This is a genomic window from Streptomyces sp. NPDC043878 (assembly GCF_056435735.1).
The window spans coordinates 172,233-195,892 of sequence record NZ_JBWKDW010000004.1; the positions used below are offsets into that span (position 1 = coordinate 172,233).

Sequence of the window (23,660 nt, forward strand, 5' to 3'; positions counted from 1 at the left end):
GCTCGGGCCTCCCTGCGTCTCCGGTTGCCGGTCCAGACCGTGGCACGGCCTCAAGCGTGCACCCGCCCCGAGGCCCGGCAGCCTGATGCATGGGCTCGGTGAAGCCCGTGAAGCCCTTCCCATATGTATTGACATAAGAATGACGGAATTTCTACCGTGGCCCGGCATTCGGACGCCCGGAGGCGTTCCGACCGATCGTGGCCCGGAGGGGGCGCAGCACATGAGCAGGACCGGTACCGGTACCCGTGTCCGCGAACTGATCGTCACGCCGATCGCCTTCCGTGATCCGCCCCTGCTCAACGCCGGCGGCGTCCACGAGCCCCTCGCGCTTCGCGTGGTCCTGCAACTCGTGCTGGAGGACGGCACGGTGGGCCTCGGGGAGTCACCCGGCGGCGAGGTCCGGCTGGAGCGGCTGCGGGCCGCCGCGAAGGTGGTCGTCGGCATGGACGTCTTCGACACCACCGCCGTCACCGCCGCGATCGACCGGGCCCTGCTGCCGGCCGTGCCCGGTTCTCACGAGCGCGGCTGGACCACGTCGGCGGTGGAGGTGGCCTGTCTCGACGCGCAGGGCAAGCTGCTCGGGCGACCGGTCGGCGACCTGCTCGGCGGCACGGTCCGCGACTCCGTGCCGTTCGCCGCGTACCTCTTCTACAAGTGGAGCGAACACCCGGCGCTCGACGGCCGGCCCGCCGCCGGCGACGACTGGGGCGAGGCCCTCGATCCGGCGGGGATCGTCGAGCAGGCGCGGCTCATGCAACAGCGGTACGGCTTCCGTTCGTTCAAGCTCAAGGGTGGGGTGTTCCCGCCCGACGAGGAGATCGCCGCGATCAGGGCGCTCGCCGCCGCCTTCCCCGGGCAGCCCCTGCGCCTGGACCCCAACACGGCCTGGACGGTGGAGACCTCGGCCCGGGTGGCGCGCGCACTCGACGGCGTACTGGAGTATCTGGAGGACCCGACCGCGGGCATTCCCGGCATGGCGGAGGTGGCGCGGGACTCGCCGCTGCCGCTGGCGACCAACATGTGCGTGGTCGCCTGGGAACATCTCAGGCCCGCGATCGAACGGAACGCGGTACAGGTCCTGCTGACCGACCACCACTACTGGGGCGGGTTGCGCCGCACCCGGGAACTGGCGTCCGTCTGCGAGGCGTTCGGACTGGGGCTGTCGATGCACTCCAACTCGCACCTGGGCATCAGCCTCGCCGCGATGACCCACGTCGCCGCGGCCCTCCCCCGCCTCGACCACTCCTGTGACACGCACTATCCCTGGAACGCGGCCGACGACGTGATCCTCCCGGGCGCCCTGGAACTGCGCGACGGGGCGGTCCGGGTGCCCACGGGCCCCGGTCTCGGTGTCGAACTCGACCACGCCGCCCTCGACCGTCTGCACCGGCTGTACCTGGAGTCGGGTCTGCGGGGCCGCGACGACACGGGCTACATGCGGCGGATCGACCCCGCCTTCGAACCGCGGCTGCCCCGCTGGTGACCGGCCGGGCATCACCGCGACGGCGAGACCGGCCCGCACCGCAACAGCCCTGAGCGCACGCCCTGTTGCCCTCCGGCTGTTCCCTTTCCGCCCGGCCATGCCCGAGGCTTCCCCCAGGAACGTGATCGCCGGGAGGGCCGGCGATCCCCTGACCGGAACCGGGGAGTGAGAGCGTGGGCGCAGGCGGGGAGACGACCGTGGTGGTGACCGGCGGCAGCGGTTTCGTCGGCAGTCATCTGGTACGGCGGCTGCTGGAGCGCGGTTACCGGGTCCGCGCCACCGTGCGCGACGCCGCCGACCCGGCGAAGGTACGGCCGCTGCGGGAGATGCGGGAGGCGTTCCCCGGCCGGCTGGAGCTGTTCGAGGCGGACCTGCTGCGGGAGGGGTCCTTCGGCGAGGCGGTGCGCGGCAGCCGGGTCGTCTTCCATGTGGCGTCGCCGTTCCGCATGCCGGAGAAGATCCGGGACGGCCGTCGGGACATGGTGGACCCGGCGCTGCTCGGCACGCGCAACGTGCTGGCCGCCGTGGAGCGGGCGCCGACTGTCGAGCGGGTGGTCCTCACCTCCACCGTCGGCGCGATCTTCGGTGACTACGCCGACGTCCTGGACATGGACGAGGGGGTGTTGACCGAGCGGTACTTCAACACCACCAGCACGGTGGAGAACAACCCCTACCACTACGCGAAGACGCTGGCCGAGCGTGCCGCCCGGGAGGCGGAGGCCGCCCAGGACCGCTGGCGCCTGGTGTCCGTCAACCCCGGCCTGATCCTGGGCCCTTCCCTCACACCGGCGTCCGAGTCCGGCAGCCTGTTCCTGCTGGACGAACTCTTCAAGGGCTACTTCTTCTACGGCGCACCGGACTTCAGCTTCACGACGGTGGACGTGCGGGACGTGGCCGAGGCGCACATCGCGGCGGCGGAGCGGCCCGACGCGAAGGGCCGCTACATCGTCGCCGCGCGGCACATGACGTCGTTCCACGAGATGTCCCGGGTCATCCGGACCCGGTACCCGCTCGACCTCCGCCTCCCGCGCACCGCGCTTCCGCACTGGCCGGTGCGGGTGCTCGGCCCGGCGTTCGGGCTGAGCCAGGACTACATCCGCAAGCACCTCGGCATCCGCTTCCGGGTGGACAACAGCCGGAGCGTGCACGAACTGGGCGTCTCCTACCGCCCGATCGAGCAGACCCTGCTCGATCACTACGAGTCCTGGCGGGGCCGACGGCACGCGAACTGAGCGCCGGGACACCGCCGTACGACGAAGGTCACAATTACGTATCGGACATTCCGCACTTCAACCTTCACACAAGGCTCACATGTTGGTTAAGTTGACGCCAGACCGTTCGACTCGCTCCGGCGGACCCCGCCGGGTCGTACGGCCTCCGCCGAGTTCGGTGCGCCGTACGGCGGCCGGAGCCGGGGACCCAACCGAAGACCTGGGGTGAATCGGCCCGACGCCTCTCGGGGCAGGGCCGTAGGGCACACCTTCCGCAGCAGAAGCCCGAACCCGTCAGCTAACCCGGTAGGCGGAGTACGGAAGGAGTACGTCTCTCATGGCGCCGGAACGAACATCGCGCCCCAGTGGTCTCGGCCTCCCCGGCATGGGCGGTTCCGCCCTCGCGACGGCCGCGCTCGCCTCGGTGGCCCTGTTCTCCCAGACCGCCGACGCCGTACCCCTCTCGGGGGAGGACACCCCCAGCCGCGACGAGGTCCAGCAGCGGGTCAACACCCTCTACGACCAGGCCGAGAACGCCACCGGCAACTACAACGCGACCCGGGCGATGACGGCGGGGACGCGCCGCCGGGGCGAGCCGGCCACCGCCGCCCGGCCCCGGCGTGACGACCCGTCCCTCGACGCCGTCACCCGGCAGTGGTTCGACGGGGCCCGCGCCCGGCTCGGCCCGACCGTCCCCGCGGTGCTGCCGCGTGACCGGGCGCCCGAGGCCGCGGCCCCCGCCCGCCCCGCCGAACGGCCCTTCGTCGCAACGGAGCCGGCGATCGAGCGGGCTCCCGCCGTGCCGGAACTGCCCGCCGGACCCACCGCACGACCCGCGCTGGAACTGACCGCGGGGCCGGCCACGGCCGCCCTGCCCCCGGCGGCGGGCGGAGCGATCGCCGCGCTGCCGGCCGTGCCGGGGCCCCGGCAGGAAACGGCCGCCGCTCCGGCCGCCGACACCCAGCGATCCTCGCTGCTGACCTCCAAGGAGCAGAACCGGCGCAAGCTCGCCGAGGCCCGTGACCTGCTGGCGCGGTACGCGGTCCGGCAGCGCACGCCCGCCGCGGCGATCGAGGCGCCGCCGGCCCAGGAACCCTGGCTAACCTCCACCGGCCTCCCCGGCTCCACCGGTATCCCCGGCTCCACCGGTATCCCCGGCTCCACCGGTATCCCCGGCCTTCCCGCCGTCGTCGGCACGGCGCCGGCTCTCCCGGTGGCCGAGGAGCTGACGTGGCAGCAACCGGTCCCCTTCCAGACCCAGACCCAGGCGCCGTCCCCTCTTTCGGCCCTCCCTGCGGCCGAGGAAGAGGCGTGGCGGCAACCGGCCCCCCTCCAGGCCCAGACCCAGACCCAGGCGCCGTCCCCTCTTTCGGCCCTCCCTGCGGCCGAGGAAGAGGCGTGGCGGCAACCGGCCCCCCTCCAGTTCCAGGCATCCCTCCAGGCCCCGGTGCAGGCCCCGGCTCCGGTCCCGATGCAGGCGGCTCCGGCGCCGATGCCGGTCCAGGCCCCGGCGCCGGCGCCGATGCCGGTCGCGGCCATGAGCACCGTCCTCGACACGGGGCACCCGGCCGCCGTCGCCGTCTCCGGTCCGGTCGTCCTGGCGGACCCGGGCAACGGCGGAAAGGCCGTACGGGCGCTCGAGTTCGCCCGCACGCAGATCGGCAGGCCGTGCGTGTGGGGCGCGACCGGACCGGAGTCGTACGACTGCGCCAGTCTCACCCAGGCCGCCTGGCGGGCGGCCGGTGTGGCCCTGCCGCGCAACGCGCCCGACCAGGCGAGCGCCGGCACGGTCATCCCGCTCGGCGACGTCCAGCCCGGAGACCTGATCTTCTTCTACGACAACCTGAGCCACCTCGGCCTGTACACCGGCGACGGCATGATGATCCACGCGCCGGGACCGGGCACGTACATCCGTGAGGAGTCGGTGTACTTCGCCGGGGAGTCGGCGGTCCGCGGGGCCGTACGGCTCGCCTGAACCCGGCGGCACCTGCCGCAGGGCCGGCCTCGTAGAACCCGGGGAAGGCGATGCCTCGGGAGAGGCCGGTCCTGTCGCCGCGCACCGATACCCGACCCCGCCGCAATGCTGCCGCCAGGGGAACCCGGCGCGAAAAGGGCGGTGCGGAGAGAAGGGATCGCGCGGGATATTTCGCTTTTCCCGTGAATCCGTCGGCGAACACCGCCCCAGTGGATGCCGCGCGCCACGGAGGGGGCTCACCCAGTGCTTCCGCGTGCTCCCGTGCGCCCCGGCGTACGGAGGATTCGGTGGGCCGAAAGCACCTGCGCTGGGCAGGAGTTGACACGAACGCAGGTCGGTGGATCAGCCACCGGTTTCGTGTGTCGATGGGGGCAGGTGGTATTCGATGAACGGTACCGCGCCTGAAAAAGAGCACGCCTGGACGATGGGTACTGCGCCGGGCATATTCCCTTTCGCCGGTCACGCTATCGCCCTGTTCCGCCGACCGCTGGCTTTTCTGAATTCTTTGCCGTCCCACGGGGATCTGGTCGAGATACGTCTCGGTCCCCTGCGCGCCTGGATGGCGTGCCATCCCGATCTCGTCCGCCAGGTCCTCCTGGACACGCACACCTTCGACAAGGGGGGTCCGTTGTACGACCGGCTGCGGCCGGTCATGGGCGACGGTCTGGTCACCTGCCGCCATGACGTGTACCGGCGGCAACGCGCGCTGCTGCGGGCCGACTTCCGCCCGGCCGGGGTGGCCGCCCACACCGAACTGATGGGCTGGGAGGCCGAGTCGGCGTGTGGCCGGTGGCGGGCGGCGGAGAAGGTCGACGTCAGTGCGGAGATGCTGGCCCTGACCACCCGGGTGATCAGCCGTGTCCTGTTCTCCGACTCGCTCGGTGACGGGCCGGCCGCGGAACTGCGGGACTGTCTCGCCGTCATCGTCCGCGGCCTGTTCGTGCGGACGGCCGTGCCGGTCGACGCCCTGTTCCGGATTCCCACGCCCGCGAACCGGCGTTACCGCCGCGCCGTCGCCCGGGTCCACGCGATCGTCGGGGCGGCCGTCGAGGAACGACGGCGCGCCGCGCGGCCGGCGGACCCGCAGGGCCGTCGCGACCTGCTGGAAACGCTGCTGGCGGCCACGTGCGGTGACGGCGGGGCCGCCGCGGTCACCGGGCAGGAGGTCCACGACCACCTCGTCACGCTGCTCCTCACCGGGGCTGAGAGCACCGCTCTGTGCCTGGCCTCGGCCTTCGACCTGCTCGCGCGCAACCCGCGGGCGGAACGCCGGCTGCACGCGGAGGTCGACAGCGTGCTCGGCGGACGGCGAGCGGACGCCGAGGACCTGCCGAACCTTCCCTACACCCGGTGCGTCGTCAGCGAGACCCTGCGCTGTCGCCCGCCCGGCTGGCTCTTCATGCGCGTGACGACCGGGCCGGCCCTGCTCGCCGGACACCGGCTTCCGGCGGGAGCCACGGTCCTCTACAGCCCGTATCTGCTCCAGCACGACCCGGCCTCGTTCCCCGACCCGGAGCGGTTTCGGCCCGAGCGCTGGCTGCCGGAACACGCCGCCGAGGTTCCGCCGGGCGCGATGCTGCCGTTCGCCTCGGGCGGGCGCAGGTGCCTGGGCGACCGGTTCGCGGTGGCGGAGGCCACGGTGACCGTCGCGGCCGTCGCCGCCCGCTGGCGCCTGCGCCACCTGCCGGGCCCCGCCGAACCACCGCGCCCGGGCGCCACGTTGGGACCGCGGTCGCTCGTGATGACCTGCGTCCCACGACCACACGGGCCGGCCGGACCGCCGTCCCGCGTTCGTTCGCCCGCCGCCCGGCCGGCCGCGGCGCCCTTCTCGCACGACGTCCGGACGGGAGGTGACGACGGTGTCGACGACGCATGAGGAAGCCGCGGTCGGCCCGCGGAACGCGCCCGCGGCCGAGAGCCTCGGGGACCTGATCGCCGCCCACCTCTACATGCCGTTCCCCTTCGCCTGCAATCGGCACGTGTCCGAGGCGACGGCCGGTGTCGACCGGTGGCTCGGCGCCTGGGGCCTGACCGACGATCCGGAGCAGGCGGCGATGATCGCCCGTACCCGCCCCGCCGAACTCGCGGCGTTCAACAGCCCCACCGTGGACGCGGGACTCCTCCAGATCGTGGCCAACCAGATCGCCTACCAGTTCGTCTACGACGACCGCGCGGAGGAACTCGGACGGCACGAGCCCGGCCGGCTGCTGCCCATGCTCTCCGAGAGCGTCGGCATCCTGCGGGACGGCCGGCCCCCCAGCACCCGCCTCGGGGCCGCCCTGACCGACCTCCACCGCCAGGTGCGGGAACGGTGCACGCCCGCGCAGGCGGCCCGCTGGGCCTGGCACAGCCGTGAGTACGTGCACGGCCTGCTGTACGAGGCGGTGGCCCAGACGCAGCCGGCGCCGCCGCCGACCGGGCTGTGCACGTCGATCCGCTCGCTCATCGCGGGTGTCGAGCCGTTCCATCCGCTGTGCGAGGCCGCGCAGGACACCGAACTGGACGCCCGTGAGCTGCACCATCCCGTCGTACGGCGGCTGGGGCGGCTGTCGGCCGACGCGGCGGTCTGGATCCCCGACCTGTACTCCGCCGTCAAGGAGCAACGGGCGGGCGGCATGATCAACCTGGCCCTCGCCTGCCGCCGGGCGCACCGGTGTTCGCTGCCGGGCGCGGTGCTGCTGGCGATCCGGCTGATCAACGACACCATCAGGGAGTTCGAGCACCTCCACGAGTCGGTGCGGGCCGAGCTGAGCCCGGCCGGCCTGGGGTACGTCGAGGGGATGGCGGGGTGGATCAGGGGGTGTTACCACTGGTCCCGCACGGTGCCACGGTACGCGGACACAGCGACCGCCTCCGCGACACCTTGAGCCGGGCCGCGGCGTGAGAGGAGCCGCGGCACGACAGAGGCCGCGGCATTTTAACCGCAGGACGGAGGCGTGGGCGGCTCCCGCGGAAAGTTCACCCTTCCTGTCGTCCTGATGTCGCAATACGGCCATCCGGCGCGGTCAGGACGTACGCTCGGCGCCCGCCCCCAACGACAGGAAGCGGTAGCGCACATGGCACCTGGGCTGCGGCAACCGATAGGCCGGCACCGTCCGTTGCTCGAACGCCACAGCGAACTGCGCGCCCTCGAAACCGCCGTGTCGGATCTCCGCGGTGGCGACGACGGTGTGCCGCGGCCGTCGTGCGGCGGGTTCCTCGCCTTCGCCGGTCCGGCCGGGCTCGGGAAGACCACCCTGATCACGGTCGCCCGCGCCCGCGCCACCGCGCTCGGGCTCACCGTGCTCTCGGGCAAGGGCGGCGAGAAGGAACAGGGGCTGGCGTTCCACGTGGTCCGCCAGCTCCTCCAGCCCTCGCTGGCCGCGATGGACGAGACCGAGCGCCGGGCGTTCCTGGGCAGCTGGTACGACATCGTCGCCGCCGCGCTCGGTCTGGAGGCGGCGGACACCGCCCATGTGCCGGACCCGGTCGGGGTCCGCGACGGCCTGGACTGGGTCATGACCCGCCTGACGATGACGAGGGCGCCCGTCGTCCTGCTCCTGGACGACCTGCACTGGGCCGACGCGGAATCCCTGGGCTGGTTGTCCGCGTTCGCGTCCCGGACCGCGGACCTGCCGCTGCTGGTGGTCGCCGCCTACCGGCCCGACGAACCACCCCCGGAACCGGCCGCCTTCCGTACCCTGGTCGAAACCCACGGCGACCGCCCCCGCCTGCTGGAGCGCCTGAGCGCCGAGGGCGTGGCCAGGATCGTCCGGGAGGAGATCGGGGACGCGGCGGAGGACGTGTTCTGCCAGGAGTGCTGGACGGTCACCGGCGGAAGCCCCTTCGAGGCCGTCGAACTCGCCCTGCGGCTCGCCGAGCGGGGGGTCAGGGGCACCCGCGGCGACCTGCCGGCGATGCGGGACCTGGCAGCGGCGGTCAAGGGCCCGGGACTGGTCCAGCGTCTCAAGCGGCTCGGTACGACCACCGTGCGCTTCGCGTGGGCCGCCTCCGTGCTGGGCGGTTCCCTCTCGCCGCAGATCGCCGCCGACCTCGCGGTGATCGGCAGCCAGGAGGCCGCCGAGGCGACGGAGAAGCTGCGCGCCGCCCGTATCCTGACGGACGGTCACGGACCGGTCGGGGAGCTGGAGTTCGTCCATCCCCTGATCGCCACGACGGTCTACCGGTCGATACCGCCGAGTCTGCGCGTCGGACTGCACAACGCGGCCGCCGAGGCGGTCCGCGCCGCGGGCTTCGGCCCCACCGCCGCCGCCCGGCACCTGCTGGAGGTCCCCTGCGACGAGCGGCCCGAGGCGGTCGAATGTCTCCGGGCGGCCGGGCGTGAGTACCTGCGCGCCGGTGCCCCCGAGGCCGCCCGGCGGGTCCTGACCCGGGCACTGCGGGAGCCGCCCCGGCCCGAGGACCGCGCCGCCATCCTCCACGAACTGGCCTGCTCGACCTTCCTGATCGAGCCCACGGCCACGGTCAGCCATCTCCGGGAGGCGCTGGCCGAGCCCGGCGTCGACCCCGCCCTGCGTGCCTCCATCGTCTACCGGCTCACGCAGGCGCTGGCCCACACCGACCGGCTGGCCGAGGCGGCGACCGTGGCCGCCGACGAGGCACACCAGGCCACCGGTCCGCGCATCCGGCTGCGTATGCAGGCCGATCACTTCGTGTGGAGCGCGTTCCGCGCGGACGAGCCCGACTCCGCCGCACGCTCCCGGCAGCTGGCGAAACTGGCCACCAGGCTGACCGGACGCGGTCTGGAGGAGCGGTACATCCTGGGCCTGCGGGCCTGGGACGCCCTCGTGCGCGGCGAGCCCCGGCAGACCGTCCTCGCCTGCGCGGAGGAGGCGCTGCGCGGCGGCATGAGCTGGACCACCGAGAACCGGGGTTTCGAGGTGCCGGTCTCGGTCGCCCTGGTGTTCATGTACTGCGACCAGCCATGGCGTGCGGAGGAACTCTTCGGCAAGGGCATGGCCGAGTGCGAGGAGAAGGGGTGGCGGGGCTCCCACCTGGCGCTCGGCCACACCCTGCTCGGCTACATCCGCTACCGGCGCGGCTGTCTCGCCGAGGCCGAGGAACTGGTGCGGGAGGGGCTGCGCATCGCCGACCGGGTGCAGGGGGCGGTGCCCGCCCAGTGGTTCGCCATCGGCATCCTCCTGCAGATCCTGCTGGCCCGCGGGCGGACCGGTGAGGCCCGTCGGCTCGCCGACCGCTACCACTACGGCGACGTCGTCCCGAACGCCGTGATCTACCCCGACCCCAGCACGGTGTACGCCGAGCTGCTGCTGGCGGAGGGGAACAGGTCCGAGGCGCAGCCGCTGCTGACGGCCGTCGGTGACCGGCTGGAGGCCCGGGCCTGGCGCAACCCCGCGTGGTGCCCCTGGCAACTGGATCTGGCGCCCGCCCTCGCCCCCACCGCGCCGGAGCGGGCGGTCCGTCTCGCGCGGGACGCCGTGCAGCGGGCCCGGGACTTCGGCGCGGCCTCGGTGATCGGCCAGGCGCTGCACGTCGAGGCGGAGGTGACCGGCGGCCCCGCGGCCCTCGGTCTGCACGCGGAGGCGGTGGAGCAGCTGGAACAGTCCCCGGCCTCGTACGAACTGGCCCGTGCGCTGGTCGGCCACGGCGCGGCGCTGTCCCGCGGCGGTCGGCTCCACGAGGCCGCGGACCGGCTGTACCGGGGGCTGGAGACGGCCGTCCACTGCGGCGCGGAGGCGGTGGCCGGACGGGCGCGGGAGGAACTGTCCGCCGCCGGACTGCGGCCGCTGCCGCTGCGCTACGCGCAGGCCGACACCCTCACCGCGCACGAACGCCGGGCCGCCGAGATGACGACCCGCGGACAGAGCGTGGCGGTGGTCGCCAAGGAGCTGCGCCTGACCGAGCAGGGGGTACGGCAGCTGCTCTCCGCCGTCTACCGCAAGATCGGCACCGACACCGTCGGTCTCGCCGGAGCCCTGAAGACCTTTCCCCGTCCGCTGCCGTGAGGACCCGCGGCCGGCCCGCGCTCACAGCGCGCCGGGCTGTCCTGCCCCGCCCTTGAGGCGTTCCAGGTCGGAGGGGCGGACCTGGATGACCACGACGGCGATCAGCGCGGCGACCACGGTGAAGATCGCGGCGGTGACGAAGGCCGCCGAGACGCCGGCGGTCAGCACCTCGTCGGACCACGGCCGGGGAAGCTGCCCGGTGCGCTGGAAACGCAGCCGTTCGAGCGGGGTGGCCTGGGCCAGGAAGCGTGGGATCTGTTTGTCCGCCTCGTTGGTGCTGGCCGTGCCGAACATGGTGACCAGGATCGACAGTCCGAGGGAACCGCCCACCTGCTGCGTGGCGTTGAGGAGCCCGGAGGCGGCGCCGGTCTCCCGCGAGGAGACGTTGGACAGCGCCATGAGGGTGAGCGAGACGAACTCCATGCCCATGCCCAGGCTGAAGACGAGCATCGGGCCGAGGACACTGCCCGCGTACGTGGAGTCGACGTCGGTCAGGGTCAGCCAGGCCAGGCCCGCCGCCGCCAGGACCGCGCCGCCCACCATGAACGGTTTGGGGCCGTAGACGGGCAGGAACCGTGAGGCCAGTCCGGCGCCCACCGCGATGACCGCGCTGACCGGCAGGAAGGCGAACCCGGCCTGCAGCGGGCTGAAGCCCAGCACGTTCTGCACGAACAGGGTCAGGAAGAAGAACATGCCGAAGATCGCCGCGGCCAGGCACAGCATGATGCCGTAGGTACCCGCGCGGTTGCGGTCGGCGAACATGTGCAGTGGGGTGATGGGCTGCCGGGAGCGCCGTTCGACCAGGACGAACAGCACGAGCATGACGACGGCTCCGGCGAACGAGGCCAGCGTGAGCGCGTCCCGCCAGCCCTCCTGCGCGGCTCGGATGAACCCGTACACGAGCAGGACCATGCCCACGGTGGAGGTGAGCGCGCCGGTGATGTCGAAGTGGCCCGGGTGGCGTTCGGACTCCTTGATCCAGCGGGGTGTGGCGACGGCGATGAGCAGGCCGATGGGGACGTTGACGAACAGCACCCACCGCCAGTTGAGCCACTCCACGAGGATCCCGCCCATGAGCAGGCCGATCGCGCCGCCGCCCGCCGACACCGCGGCGAACACCCCGAAGGCGCGGTTGCGTTCGGGGCCCTCGCGGAAGGTCGTGCTGACCAGGGAGAGGGCGGTCGGGGAGGCGATGGCGCCGCCGACCCCCTGGAGCGCGCGGGCGGCGAGGAGTTGGGTCTCGTTCTGGGCGAGCCCGCCGAGCAGGGAGGCGAGCACGAAGAGCAGGACGCCGAAGATGAAGACGCGCCGCCGGCCGAGGATGTCGCCCGCCCGGCCGCCGAGCAGCAGCAGGCCGCCGAAGGTGAGGGTGTAGGCGTTGACCACCCAGGCGAGGCTGGTGGTGGAGAAGCCCAGGGAGCGCTGGATGTCCGGCAGCGCGATGTTCACGATGGTGATGTCCAGGACCACCATCAGCTGGCAGGACGCGATGACGAGCAGCGCCATCGCACTGCCGCCACCGCCGGTTTCGCCGGCGGTGGCCTGTGCTGCGGAGGTCGGCTGGGGGCTGCTGCTCATGGCATCTCGCACTCTCGGGGGTCGGGCCCTCGCGAGGGGTCGGTGAACGGTGGCGCCCACCGCTGTGTCCACCGTTCGACCGTACGCCCGGGGGCTGCCCGTCACCACTTGGGCGAGACGCGCCCCTCAGGCCGCCGCGGCGGCCTGGCGTTCTCCGCCGTCGCGGTGGATCGGCGCTCCCGAGCCGGTCAGCGGGGCGCCCGTGCCGCCCCGGCGCAGCGCGACGATCTCCGCCGCGATGGACAGGGCGGTCTCCTCCGGCGTACGGGCGCCGAGGTCGAGGCCGATGGGTGACCTCAGCCGGGACAGTTCCCGCTCGCTCAGCCCCGCTTCCCGCAGCCGCCGGTCGCGGTCGGCATGGGTGCGGCGCGAACCCATCGCGCCGACGAACGCGACCGGCAGCCGCAGCGCCACCGTCAGCAGGGGGATGTCGAACTTGGCGTCGTGGGTGAGGACGCACAGGGCGGTGCGCGCGTCGGTCCGGGTGCGCCGCAGGTAGCGGTGCGGCCAGTCGACCACGACGTCGTCGGCCTCGGGGAAGCGGGCACGGGTGGCGAAGACGGGCCGGGCGTCGCAGACGGTCACGTGGTAGCCGAGGAACTTGCCGGCGCGGACCAGGGCCGCGGCGAAGTCGACCGCCCCGAAGACGATCATGCGGGGTGGTGGCACGCTCGCCTCGACGATCAGCGTGAGGCCGCCAGGGCAGTGCGTTCCGTCCTCCGAGAGCTCGACGGTGCCCGTACGGCCGGCGTCCAGCGCGGCACCGGCCTCCGCGGCGGCGGCCCGGTCCAGTTCGGCGGCGCCGCCGAGCCCGCCGTCGACGGAGCCGTCGGGACGAACGAGCATGGCCGTGCCGAGGAGTTCGGCCGGGCCCCGGACGACCCGGGCGACGGCGGCGGGCTCGCCCCGGGCGGCGGCCGACAGCGCGGCGCGGACCACCGTCCGGGCGGGTGTCTCCGCGGCGAACGGCGTGACCAGGATGTCGATGATCCCGCCGCAGGTCAGTCCGACCGCGAAGGCGTCCTCGTCGCTGTAGCCGAAGCGCTCCAGGACGGTTTCGCCGTCCTGGAGCGCCCGCAGGCACAGCTCGTACACGGCCCCTTCCACGCAGCCGCCGGAGACCGAGCCGACGACCGTGCCCTCGCTGTCGACGGCGAGGGCGGCGCCGGGTCCGCGCGGCGCGCTGCCGCCGACGGCCACGACGGTGGCGACGGCGAAGTCCCGGCCCTCCTCGGCCCAGACGGCGAGTTCGGCGGCGATGTCAAGCATGCCGGCCCGCCGTCAGGACGCGGTCGGGCCGGATGGGCAGGTTGCGGTGGCGTACGCCGGTCGCGTGCCAGACGGCGTTGGCGACGGCGGCCGCGGCGCCCACGATGCCGATCTCGCCGATGCCCTTGATGCCCACCGGGTCGTCCGGGTCCGGGTCGTCCACCCAGTCGGCCTCGATGGCGGGGACGTCGGCGTGCGTGGCGACGTGGTAGCCGGCGAGGTCGGCGCCGTAGAGGCCGCCGGAGACCTGGTCGCGGACCGCCTCCTCGTGCAGGGCCATGGAGATGCCCCAGGTCATGCCGCCCACGAACTGGCCGCGCGCGGTGAGCGGGTTGACGATGCGGCCCGCCGCGAAGATGCCGAGCATGCGGCGCACGCGCACCTCGCCGGTCGCGGGGTCCACGGCGACCTCCGCGAACTGCGCGCCGAACGAGTGCCGTTCGCGTCGGGCGAGGGCACCGACGGCCTCGGTGGTGTCCGAGCGGACCGTGATGCCCTCGGGCGGGAGGGTGGCGCCCGGCGTGAGCCGTTCGCGCAGTTCACGGGCCGCCGCCGTGACCGCCCAGGCCCAGGAGCGGGTGCCCATCGAGCCGCCGGCGATCATCGCCGGTCCGAAGTCGCTGTCGCCGATGCGCACCCGGACCATCTCCGGGGCCGTCTCCAGCGCGTCCGCGGCGACCAGGGTGAGCGCGGTGCGGGCCCCGGTGCCGATGTCGGCGGCGGCGATCCGCACGGTGAAGGTGCCGTCCGCCTCCGCCGTCACGGCCGCCGTGGACGGCGCCGCTCCGGCGGGGAAGGAGGCCGCCGCCGTGCCGGTGCCGAGCAGCCAGGGCCCTTCGCGGCGCAGGCCGGGACGCGGGTCGCGGGCCGCCCAGCCGAACCTGCGGGCGCCCTCGCGGAAGCAGGCGAGCAGGTTGCGGCCGCTGAAGGGCAGTCCGGAGACGGGGCCCCGGTCGGGCTCGTTGCGGGCGCGCAGTTCGATCGGGTCGAGCCCGCACTTCTCGGCGAGCTCGTCGAACGCGCACTCCAGGGCGAACGATCCCGGCGCCTCGCCGGGTGCGCGCATCCACGTCGGTGAGGGGACGTCGAGCCGCACGAGCCGGTTGGCCGTGTGGTGGGCCTCGGCGTCGTACATCGTGCGGGCGGGTCCGGCGGCGGGCTCGACGAACTCGTAGACGGTCGAGGTGAGGTTCAGGGAGTCGTGCTCCAGGGCACGCAGCCGCCCGTCGGCGTCGGCACCGAGCCTGACCCGCTGGACGGTGGGGCTTCGGTAGCCGGCCAGGGTGAACATCTGCCGGCGGGTCAGCACGACCCGCACCGGGCGCTGCAGGAGAGTCGCGGCCATGACGGCGGCCACCTGGTGGGCGCGGACGCCCTTGCTGCCGAAGCCGCCGCCGACGTGTTCGGACCGCACCCGCACCGAGGCCGGGTCGAGGGAGAACAGCTTCACCAGTTCGTCCGCGACCCAGCCGCTGCCCTGGTTGGAGTCGACCAGTTCGAGCCTGCCGTCCTCCCAGCGGGCCGTGGCGGCGTGCGGCTCCATCGGGTTGTGGTGTTCCTCGGGGGTGGTGTACTCGGCGTCCACGACGGCGGCGGAGCCGGCGAGCGCGGACTCCAGGTCGCCCTTGGCCGCCACCGCCGGCATGTGGCCGTCGATGGCGTAGGCTCCCGGGCTCGCGGCGGAGAACGCGACCTGGTGCGGCTCCTGGTCGTAGTGCACCACCAGCGACTCGGCCGCTTCCCTGGCCTGTTCGGACGTCTCGGCGACGACGAGGGCCACCGGCCAGCCGAGGTGCGGGACGCGGTCGTTCTGGAAGACGGCGCAGGTGGGGTCCGGCGAGGTGCCCAGCAGGCCCACGTAGCCGGTCTCCAGGCGGGGCGCGTTGCCGTGGTGCAGCACTGTGAGCACGCCGGGCATCGCGAGGACGGGGGCGTCCTGCACCACCCGGATCCGGCCACGGGCGACGGTGGACAACACCAGCCACCCGTGGGCGAGTTCGGCGAAGGGGATCTCGCCTGCGTAGCGGGCCGCCCCGGTGACCTTGTCGCGTCCCTCCACACGGGTGTGCGCGGTGCCGACGGCGCCCCGCACCCTGGGGGTGCCGGTGGTGGCGGTGGTCATCGGGTGTCCTCCCTGGCGAGTTCGGTGAGCACGGCCACCACGAGGTTGCGTGTCAGCGGCACCTTGTATCCGTTGCGGGGCAGCGGGTCGGCGGCGGCGAGTTCGGCGTCCGCGGCGGCGGCGAAGGTCTCGGCGTCCGCGGGCGCCCCGGTCAGCAGCTGTTCGGCCGTCCGGGCCCGCCACGGCCGGGACGCGACCGCCCCGAACGCCAGCCGTGCTTCTCGTACGACGCCGTCCCGGACGTCGAGCGCGGCGGCGACCGAGCCGATGGCGAAGGCGTACGAGGCGCGTTCGCGCACCTTGCGGTAGCGGGAGCGGGCGGCGACCGGGGCCGGCGGCAGCGTGACGCCGGTGATCAGCGCGCCGGCCGGGAGGGCGGTCTCCCGGTGCGGGGTGTCACCCACGGGCAGGTAGAACTCGGTGAGCGGCAACTCGCCGGGGCCGTCGGGTGTTTCGTAGGTGACGACGGCGTCGAAGGCCGTCAGGGCGACGCCCATGTCCGACGGGTGGACGGCCACGCAGTGGTCGGAGGCGCCCAGGATCGCGTGGTTGTGGTGCTCTCCCTCGACGGCGGGGCAACCGCTGCCGGGTACCCGCTTGTTGCAGGGCTTGGTGACGTCGGTGAAGTAGCCGCAGCGGGTGCGCTGGAGCAGGTTCCCGCCGACCGTGGCCATGTTGCGCAGCTGTCCGGAGGCACCGGCCAGCACGGCCTGCGACAGCGCAGGGTAGCGGCGGCGGACGTCGGGGTGGGCGGCGAGCGCGCTGTTGGTGACGGTCGCGCCGACGCGCAGACCGCCGCCCTCGGTGGACTCGATGTCGTCCAGGGGCAGTTCGCGTACGTCGACGAGCCCGGAGGGCCGTTCGACGCCGGTCTTCATCAGGTCGACCAGGCTGGTGCCGCCGCCGAGGTAGCGTGCGTCCGGGTCGGCGTCGAGCAGGGCGAGGGCGCCGGAGACGTCGAGCGCGCGCCGGTAGGTGAACTCCTTCACGCGGCGGCCTCCGTGGTCTTCTCCCCGACGTGGGTGCGGGCGGCTCGGGCGACGGCCTCGACGATCGACACGTAGGCGCCGCAGCGGCACAGGTTTCCGCTCATCCGCTCGCGGATCTCCTCGGCGGTCAGGGGTGGTGGTCCGGCCTCGGGGCGGACGTCCTCGGTGACGGCGCTCGGCCAGCCCGCCGCGTGCTCCTCGATCACGGCGACGGCCGAACAGATCTGGCCGGGTGTGCAGTAGCCGCACTGGTAGCCGTCGAGGTCGAGGAACGCCTGTTGCACGGGGTGCAGTCGGTCGCCCTCGGCCATGCCTTCGATGGTGGTGATCTCGCGTCCCTCGGCCGCCACGGCGAGCTGGAGGCAGGACACGGCCCGGCGGCCGTCGAGCAGGACGGTACAGGCGCCGCACTGGCCCTGGTCGCAGCCCTTCTTGGTGCCGGTCAGGTCGAGGCGCTCGCGCAGGGCGTCGAGCAGGGTGGTGCGGTGGTCGACGGTCAGCGCGTGCTTCTCGCCGTTGACGTTCAGGGTGATGGCGCTGTACGTCGATGGAGGGGCTGTGGTCATGATCAGCCTTCTTTCGCGTATCGCGGGTTCGGGGGCGCGCCACAGGGCGCTCCGGCCGCCGGACGGTTCAGGAGGAAGGCGGGGTGCTCCGCGCGGGGCGCCGACGCTAGAGTGGACTCAACCGGACAGCTGTCCGTTACCGTTAGAACGTAGTGGACAACTGTCCGGTTAGCAAGAACGGGTTTCGGCCGCGAGCCCGTGAGGAGGACGAGTGGAGCAGAAGAAGGACGGGCCGCTGCGCTCGGACGCGCAGCGCAACCGCGAGCGCATCCTGGACGTGGCGCTGGCCGAACTGACGCGCTCCGCGGACGCGCCGCTCAGTGTCATCGCCAAGAAGGCGGGCGTGGGACAGGGCACGTTCTACCGCAACTTCCCGAACCGCGAGTCGCTCGTCCTGGAGATCTACCGCCACGAGATGCAGCAGGTCGCCGACGCCGCGCCCCAGCTGCTGGAGGCCCACGCACCGGACCGGGCCCTGCGGGAGTGGATGGACCGCCTCGCCCAGTTCGCCATGGCCAAGGCCGGGCTGGCGGACGCGATCCGCCAGGCCACCAGTGCACCGGGGACGCCGGCGAAACCCGGCAACGGCCCGGTGACCTCGGCGGCCGAACTGCTGCTGCGTGCCGGCGAGGAGGCGGGCACCGTCCGCCCGGGTGTGAGCGCGGACGACTTCTTCCTCGCGATCGGCGGCCTGTGGCAGCTCGACCCCCGCAGCGACTGGCAGCCGCGGGCCGCCCGGCTGCTGGACCTGATCATGGACGGCCTGCGCGCCGGAGCGACCGGGCGCTGAACGCCGCCCCGGTCCCGCCCCACCTCAGCCGGGCTCCCCGCCCGTCACCGACACGGCGAGGACCTGCCCCTCCCAGGGACCAGCACCACGAACAGGCCCGGGTCGCCCAGCTCGCCGCCCGCCCGGTCCGTACGTCCCGTCGCCGAGCAGGTCACTCGGGCGGCACCGGTGGCCGCGCAGGCCGTCCCACGGGAGCGGCAGCCCAGACGGTGTCGACGCCCGGCCGGGCCACCTCGTCCCAGACCTCGCCCGGCACCTCGCCGAGCGTGATCCGGCGTCCGCACCGGCCACTGAGTTCACCCAGCCGGACCAGGGTGTTGATCTCGTGGACGACCGTCATGCCAGGGGTTCCCTGCGCGGCGCGGGCCGCGCCCGCTCTTCGACCGGGAGGTCCTCGTCCAGCGGAAGCGGACGCGGCCCACCCGACGTGGCCCGCTGGGCACGCCGGCCATGCCCCCACAGCGGTGCACGCCCCCAGCCGCCCGGCCCGTACGTCCCGACCCGGACGCCCCGGACCGGGCGGCAACGCCAGGCGCGGCAGGGAACCGGGCGGTGCCGTTCCGGCGGCGGCCGGAGGCGCGGGACCTCAGCCGATCTCGACGAGCAGGTCCCCGCCCTCCACCTGCTGGATGCGGGTGATGGCCAGCCTGGACACCCGCCCCGCCTTCGGGGCGGTGATCGCCGCCTCCATCTTCATCGCCTCGATGGTGGCCACCATCGCACCGGCCGCCACCTCGTCGCCCTCGGCGACCGCCAGCGTGACCACCCCGGCGAACGGGGCGGCGACGTGGCCGGCGTTGGAGCGGTCGGCCTTCTCCGTCGCCGGCACGGCCGCGGACGCCGTGACGTCACGGACCTGGATCGGCCGCAACTGGCCGTTCAGGGTGGACATCACGGTGCGCATACCGCGTTCGTCCGCCTCGCCGACGGCTTCGAGGCCGATGAGCAGGCGCACGCCCGGTTCGAGGTCGACGGTGTACTCGTTGCCGGGCCGCAGACCGTAGAAGAAGTCCTTGCTGTCCAGCACGCTGGTGTCGCCGTAGCTCTGCCGGTGGGCCTCGAAGTCCCGCGTCGGACCGGGGAACAGCAGCCGGTTGAGGGTGGCTCGCCGGTCCTTCTCCAGGCCCGAGCGGTCCTCCTCGGTCAGCTCCGGCACCGGCTTGGCCGCGGCGCGGCCCTCCAGCGCCCGGGTGCGGAACGGCTCCGGCCAGCCACCGGGCGGGGTGCCCAGCTCACCGCGCAGGAAGCCGATCACGGAGTCGGGGATGTCGAACCGGTCCGGCGCCGCCTCGAACTCCTCCGGCGTCGCCCCGGAGCCGACCAGGTGGAGGGCGAGGTCGCCGACGACCTTCGAGGAGGGGGTGACCTTCACCAGGTGGCCCAGGATACGGTCGGCGGCGGCGTACATCGCCTCGATGTCCTCGAAACGGTCGCCGAGCCCGAGGGCGACCGCCTGGGTGCGCAGGTTGGAGAGCTGGCCGCCGGGGATCTCGTGGTCGTAGACGCGTCCCGTCGGCGAGGCGAGGCCCGCCTCGAACGGCGCGTAGATCCGGCGGACGCTCTCCCAGTACGGCTCCAGGTCACCGACGGCCCTGAGGTCCAGCCCGGTGGGCCGTTCGGTGTGGTCGGTCGCCGCGACGATCGCCGACAGCGACGGCTGCGAGGTGGTGCCCGCCATGGACGCCACCGCTCCGTCCACGGCGTTCGCGCCCGCCTGGATCGCGGCCAGGTAGGTGGCGAGCTGACCGCCCGTCGTGTCGTGGGTGTGGATGTGCACCGGCAGGTCGAACTCGCGGCGCAGGGCCGACACCAGCGTCGCCGCCGCCGGTGCCCGCAGCAGTCCCGCCATGTCCTTGACGGCCAGGACATGCGCCCCGGCGTCCACGATCTGCTCGGCCAGCCGGAGGTAGTAGTCGAGGGTGTACAGCCGCTCGGCCGGGTCGGACAGGTCGGAGGTGTAGCACAGGGCGACCTCCGCGACGGCCGTCCCGGTCTCCCGCACGGCGTCGATGGCGGGCCGCATCTGCCCGACGTCGTTGAGCGCGTCGAAGATCCGGAAGATGTCGATGCCGGTGGCCGCGGCCTCCTGCACGAAGGCGTCGGTGACCTCCGTCGGGTACGGGGTGTAGCCCACGGTGTTGCGGCCGCGGAGCAGCATCTGCAGGCAGATGTTGGGTACGGCGGCGCGCAGTGCGGCCAGCCGCTCCCAGGGGTCCTCGGCTAGGAAGCGCAGCGCCACGTCGTAGGTGGCACCGCCCCAGCACTCCAGGGACAGCAGTTGGGGCAGGGTCCGCGCCACCAGGGGAGCCACCGCGAGCATGTCCCTGGTCCGCACCCGGGTGGCGAGCAGCGACTGGTGGGCGTCGCGGAAGGTGGTGTCGGTGACGCCGACGGCCGGCGACTCGCGCAGCCAGCGGGCGAACCCCTCGGGGCCGAGTTCGGTGAGCTTCTGCTTGGAACCGGCGGGCGGTTCGAAGGCCGGCAGCGGCTTCAGCTTCGACACGGGGTGGATCAGGTCGGGCCGCTCCCCGTGCGGCTTGTTGACCGTCACGTCGGCCAGGTACGTGAGCAGCTTGGTGCCGCGGTCCGCGGAGTGGCGGGCGGTGAGCAGGTGCGGGCGCCGCTCGATGAACGACGTGGTGACCCGGCCCGCCTGGAAGTCGGGGTCGTCGAGGACGGCCTGCAGGAACGGGATGTTGGTGGCGACACCGCGGATGCGGAACTCGGCCACGGCACGCCGGGCGCGGTTGACCGCGGTGGTGAAGTCCCTTCCGCGACAGGTGAGTTTGACCAGCATCGAGTCGAAGTGGGCGCTGATCTCGGTACCGGCGTGGGTGGTTCCGCCGTCGAGCCGGATGCCGGAGCCACCGGGTGAGCGGTAGGCGCTGATCCTGCCGGTGTCGGGGCGGAAGCCGTTGGCCGGGTCCTCGGTGGTGATCCGGCACTGCAGCGCGGCACCGTGCAGCTTCACCGTCTCCTGCGACAGGCCGAGGTCGGCGAGTGTCTCACCGGCCGCGATGCGCAGCTGTGCCTGCACGAGGTCGACGTCGGTGACCTCCTCGGTCACCGTGTGCTCGACCTGGATGCGCGGGTTCATCTCGATGAAGACGTGGTTGCCGTCGCGGTCGAGCAGGAACTCCACGGTGCCCGCGTTGCGGTAGCCGATCTCCCGCGCGAACCGTACGGCGTCGGCGCAGATCCGCTCACGCAGGGCCGGGTCGAGGTTCGGCGCGGGCGCGAGCTCGATGACCTTCTGGTGGCGGCGCTGCACGGAGCAGTCGCGTTCGAAGAGGTGGATGACGTTGCCGTCGCCGTCGGCGAGGATCTGCACCTCGATGTGCCGGGGCTCGACGACGGCCTTCTCCAGGAAGACCGTGGCGTCGCCGAACGCGGACGCCGCCTCGCGCGCGGCCGCCTCGATCGACTCGCGCAGCGTCGCGGGGTCCTCCACGCGGCGCATGCCGCGGCCGCCTCCGCCGGCGACCGCCTTCACGAACAGCGGGAACCCGACGTCCGCCGCGGCTCGCAGCAGTTCGTCCACGTCGCTGGAGGGGGCCGAGGAGCCCAGCACCGGCACACCGGCCGCGCGGGCCGCGGCCACCGCGCGCGCCTTGTTGCCGGTCAGTTCCAGGATCTGCGCGCTCGGCCCGACGAAGGTGATGCCGGCCTCCTCGCACGCGCGGGCCAGCTCGGGGTTCTCGGACAGGAAGCCGTAGCCCGGGTAGACGGCGTCGGCGCCCGCCAGCCGGGCCGCGCGCATGATCTCCTCGACGGAGAGGTACGCCCGGACGGGGTGCCCCGGTTCACCGATCTCGTAGGCCTCGTCCGCTTTCAGGCGGTGCAGCGAGTTGCGGTCCTCGTGCGGGAAGACGGCGACGGTCCGCGCGCCGACCTCGTATCCGGCGCGGAACGCACGAATCGCGATCTCGCCACGGTTGGCGACCAGTACCTTGCGGAGCATTCCCGATCCCTTCGGCCTGCCGGTGAGAAACACCATGGTCTCGACTATGCCGGTGCCGTGCCATGAGAGCCGGGTCACTCGCCGCGATCAGTTCGCGCTCCTGCTCCCGTCCCCGGCGGGCGGTCGCCCCGCGCGGTGGCCGTCACCCCAGGAAACTCAGCCGTACCTGCCGGTTCGGATTGTCCCTGTTGGTGTCCACCAGGCACACCGACTGCCAGGTCCCCAGCTCCAGCCGGCCGCCCAGGACCGGCAGCGTCGCGTGCGGCGGGACGATCGCCGGGAGGACGTGGTCGCGGCCGTGACCGGGGCTGCCGTGCCGGTGCTGCCAGCGGTCGTCGGCGGGCAGCAGGGTGTGCAGGGTGGCGAGGAGGTCGTCGTCGCTGCCCGCGCCGGTCTCCAGCACCGCGATGCCGGCGGTGGCGTGGGGGACGAAGACGTTCAGCAGGCCGTCACGGCCGGCCGCCGCCTCCCGGAGGAAATCCGCGCAGTCACGGGTGAGATCGACGACCTGCTCCGCGGAGCCGGTCGCCACGTTCAGGACTCGGGTGGTGAAGGCATCTGGCATGACTCCATCCTCACCCACGCGCCGGATTCCACACCGGCGGCCATCCGCCCGCGCGCGGGAAGATCCGCGCCGCCGGGGCGGTTGGTAGAAACGTGAACAATGCCCACGAGGTCGAAGTGGTCGTCATCGGCGCCGGACAGGCCGGACTGGCCGCCGCACATCACCTGCGGCGCACCGGGTTCGAGCCGGACCGCGACTTCGTGGTGCTCGACCACTCCCCCGGCCCGGGCGGTGCCTGGCAGTTCCGGTGGCCCTCGCTGACGTACGGCAAGGTGCACGGGATGCATGCCCTGCCCGGTATGGAACTCACCGGCGCCGATCCCGCGCGGCCGTCCGCCGAGATCATCACGGAGTACTTCGAGGCCTACGAGAGCGCCTTCGACCTGCGCGTCCGCCGACCGGTGGACGTCCGGGCGGTCCGGGAGGGGTCCGACGGCCGGCTGCTCGTGGAGACCTCCGCCGGTAACTGGTCGACGCGGGCCCTGATCAACGCCACGGGCACCTGGGACCGGCCTTTCTGGCCGCGCTACCCCGGTCAGGAGACCTTCCGCGGACGGCAGTTGCACACCGCGCAGTACCCGGGGCCCGAGGAGTTCGCGGGGCGGCGGGTGGTCGTGGTGGGCGGGGGCGCGTCCGGCACCCAGCACCTGCTGGAGCTCGCCCCCCACGCGGCCGCCACCACCTGGGTCACCCGTCGGCCGCCCGTCTTCCGCGAGGGCCCCTTCGACGAGGGGGCCGGCCGGGCCGCCGTCGCCCTGGTCGAGGAGCGGGTGCGGCAGGGGCTGCCGCCCAGGAGCGTGGTCTCGGTGACCGGACTGCCCCTCAACGACGCCGTACGGCAGGGGCTGAGGGACGGAGTCCTCGACCGGCTGCCGATGTTCGACCGGATCACACCCGACGGGGTGGACTGGAAGGACGGCCGGCACGTGGACGCCGACGTCCTGCTGTGGGCGACCGGGTTCCGCGCCGCCGTCGACCACCTCGCGCCGCTGCGGCTGCGCGAGCCGGGCGGCGGAATCCGCGTGGAGGGGACCCGCGCGAGCGCCGATCCACGCGTCCACCTGGTGGGCTACGGCCCCTCGGCCAGCACCATCGGCGCCAACCGCGCCGGCCGCGCCGCCGTCCGGGACATCAGGCGGCTGCTGGGGTCCGCCGGGGAGCCGGCCGCCGCATGACACCCCCGGC

Annotated in this window: 16 protein-coding genes and 1 riboswitch; of the genes, 8 read left to right on the forward strand and 8 right to left on the reverse strand. The window is 73.4% G+C overall.

Annotated elements, in window-relative coordinates; all coding sequences use genetic code 11:
* The first annotated feature begins 220 nt into the window (after positions 1-220).
* The 6 genes from AC07AZ_RS08515 to AC07AZ_RS08540 all read left to right on the forward strand — a co-directional run bounded on the left by AC07AZ_RS08515 (position 221) and on the right by AC07AZ_RS08540 (position 10,635).
* Positions 221-1,483, forward strand: a complete 1,263-nt coding sequence (locus tag AC07AZ_RS08515) for a glucarate dehydratase family protein (protein ID WP_478845171.1) — start codon at positions 221-223, stop codon at positions 1,481-1,483.
* A gap of 173 nt (positions 1,484-1,656) precedes the next feature.
* Positions 1,657-2,715 (forward strand): NAD-dependent epimerase/dehydratase family protein, encoded by a 1,059-nt coding sequence (locus AC07AZ_RS08520; RefSeq protein ID WP_478845173.1) that lies wholly within the window; start codon positions 1,657-1,659, stop codon positions 2,713-2,715.
* Between the two features lie 136 nt (positions 2,716-2,851).
* Positions 2,852-3,023: riboswitch (cyclic di-AMP (ydaO/yuaA leader) on the forward strand.
* Positions 3,024-3,031: 8 nt separating this feature from the next.
* Positions 3,032-4,669: a C40 family peptidase gene (locus AC07AZ_RS08525; RefSeq protein WP_478845175.1), complete on the forward strand. Its 1,638-nt coding sequence runs from the start codon at positions 3,032-3,034 to the stop codon at positions 4,667-4,669.
* A 505-nt stretch (positions 4,670-5,174) separates the two neighbouring features.
* Entirely contained in the window at positions 5,175-6,545 is a 1,371-nt protein-coding gene (locus tag AC07AZ_RS08530) for a cytochrome P450 (protein WP_478845177.1), read from the forward strand.
* Complete coding sequence (locus AC07AZ_RS08535) at positions 6,529-7,536, forward strand: (-)-alpha-amorphene synthase (RefSeq protein ID WP_478845179.1); 1,008 nt, start codon at positions 6,529-6,531, stop codon at positions 7,534-7,536. Before AC07AZ_RS08530 ends, AC07AZ_RS08535 begins: the two co-directional genes overlap by 17 nt.
* A 189-nt stretch (positions 7,537-7,725) precedes the next feature.
* Positions 7,726-10,635 (forward strand): ATP-binding protein, encoded by a 2,910-nt coding sequence (locus AC07AZ_RS08540; RefSeq protein ID WP_478845181.1) that lies wholly within the window; start codon positions 7,726-7,728, stop codon positions 10,633-10,635.
* A gap of 21 nt (positions 10,636-10,656) precedes the next feature.
* Here the strand turns inward: AC07AZ_RS08540 and AC07AZ_RS08545 are convergent, their stop codons facing one another.
* The 5 genes from AC07AZ_RS08545 to AC07AZ_RS08565 all read right to left on the reverse strand — a co-directional run bounded on the left by AC07AZ_RS08545 (position 10,657) and on the right by AC07AZ_RS08565 (position 17,159).
* Positions 10,657-12,141: an MFS transporter gene (locus AC07AZ_RS08545; protein ID WP_478845363.1), complete on the reverse strand. Its 1,485-nt coding sequence runs from the start codon at positions 12,139-12,141 to the stop codon at positions 10,657-10,659.
* A 198-nt stretch (positions 12,142-12,339) separates the two neighbouring features.
* Positions 12,340-13,482 (reverse strand): XdhC family protein, encoded by a 1,143-nt coding sequence (locus AC07AZ_RS08550; RefSeq protein WP_478845183.1) that lies wholly within the window; start codon positions 13,480-13,482, stop codon positions 12,340-12,342.
* Positions 13,475-15,604 carry a xanthine dehydrogenase family protein molybdopterin-binding subunit gene (locus AC07AZ_RS08555; protein WP_478845185.1) on the reverse strand — a complete coding sequence of 710 codons (2,130 nt, stop codon included), beginning with the start codon at positions 15,602-15,604 and terminating at the stop codon, positions 13,475-13,477. The genes AC07AZ_RS08550 and AC07AZ_RS08555 overlap by 8 nt, the downstream gene beginning before the upstream one ends.
* Positions 15,601-16,593, reverse strand: coding sequence for an FAD binding domain-containing protein (locus AC07AZ_RS08560; RefSeq protein ID WP_478845187.1), 993 nt, complete (start codon positions 16,591-16,593; stop codon positions 15,601-15,603). Before AC07AZ_RS08560 ends, AC07AZ_RS08555 begins: the two co-directional genes overlap by 4 nt.
* Positions 16,590-17,159, reverse strand: coding sequence for a (2Fe-2S)-binding protein (locus AC07AZ_RS08565; RefSeq protein WP_478845189.1), 570 nt, complete (start codon positions 17,157-17,159; stop codon positions 16,590-16,592). The genes AC07AZ_RS08560 and AC07AZ_RS08565 overlap by 4 nt, the downstream gene beginning before the upstream one ends.
* A gap of 211 nt (positions 17,160-17,370) precedes the next feature.
* On the opposite strand from AC07AZ_RS08565, the gene AC07AZ_RS08570 reads away from it, so the two are divergent.
* Positions 17,371-17,949: a TetR/AcrR family transcriptional regulator gene (locus tag AC07AZ_RS08570; RefSeq protein ID WP_478845191.1), complete on the forward strand. Its 579-nt coding sequence runs from the start codon at positions 17,371-17,373 to the stop codon at positions 17,947-17,949.
* Between the two features lie 151 nt (positions 17,950-18,100).
* On the opposite strand, the gene AC07AZ_RS08575 is transcribed toward AC07AZ_RS08570, so the two are convergent.
* The 3 genes from AC07AZ_RS08575 to AC07AZ_RS08585 all read right to left on the reverse strand — a co-directional run bounded on the left by AC07AZ_RS08575 (position 18,101) and on the right by AC07AZ_RS08585 (position 22,475).
* Complete coding sequence (locus AC07AZ_RS08575; protein ID WP_478845193.1) at positions 18,101-18,289, reverse strand: hypothetical protein; 189 nt, start codon at positions 18,287-18,289, stop codon at positions 18,101-18,103.
* Positions 18,290-18,535: 246 nt separating this feature from the next.
* Positions 18,536-21,910: a pyruvate carboxylase gene (locus AC07AZ_RS08580; protein ID WP_478845195.1), complete on the reverse strand. Its 3,375-nt coding sequence runs from the start codon at positions 21,908-21,910 to the stop codon at positions 18,536-18,538.
* Between the two features lie 142 nt (positions 21,911-22,052).
* The gene (locus AC07AZ_RS08585; protein ID WP_478845197.1) at positions 22,053-22,475 is read right to left on the reverse strand and encodes a YjbQ family protein; all 423 of its coding nucleotides are present in this window, start codon (positions 22,473-22,475) and stop codon (positions 22,053-22,055) included.
* A gap of 92 nt (positions 22,476-22,567) precedes the next feature.
* Here AC07AZ_RS08585 and AC07AZ_RS08590 point away from each other — a divergent pair, with 92 nt between their 5' ends.
* Positions 22,568-23,650 carry an NAD(P)-binding domain-containing protein gene (locus AC07AZ_RS08590; protein WP_478845199.1) on the forward strand — a complete coding sequence of 361 codons (1,083 nt, stop codon included), beginning with the start codon at positions 22,568-22,570 and terminating at the stop codon, positions 23,648-23,650.
* The last annotated feature ends 10 nt before the right edge of the window (positions 23,651-23,660 follow it).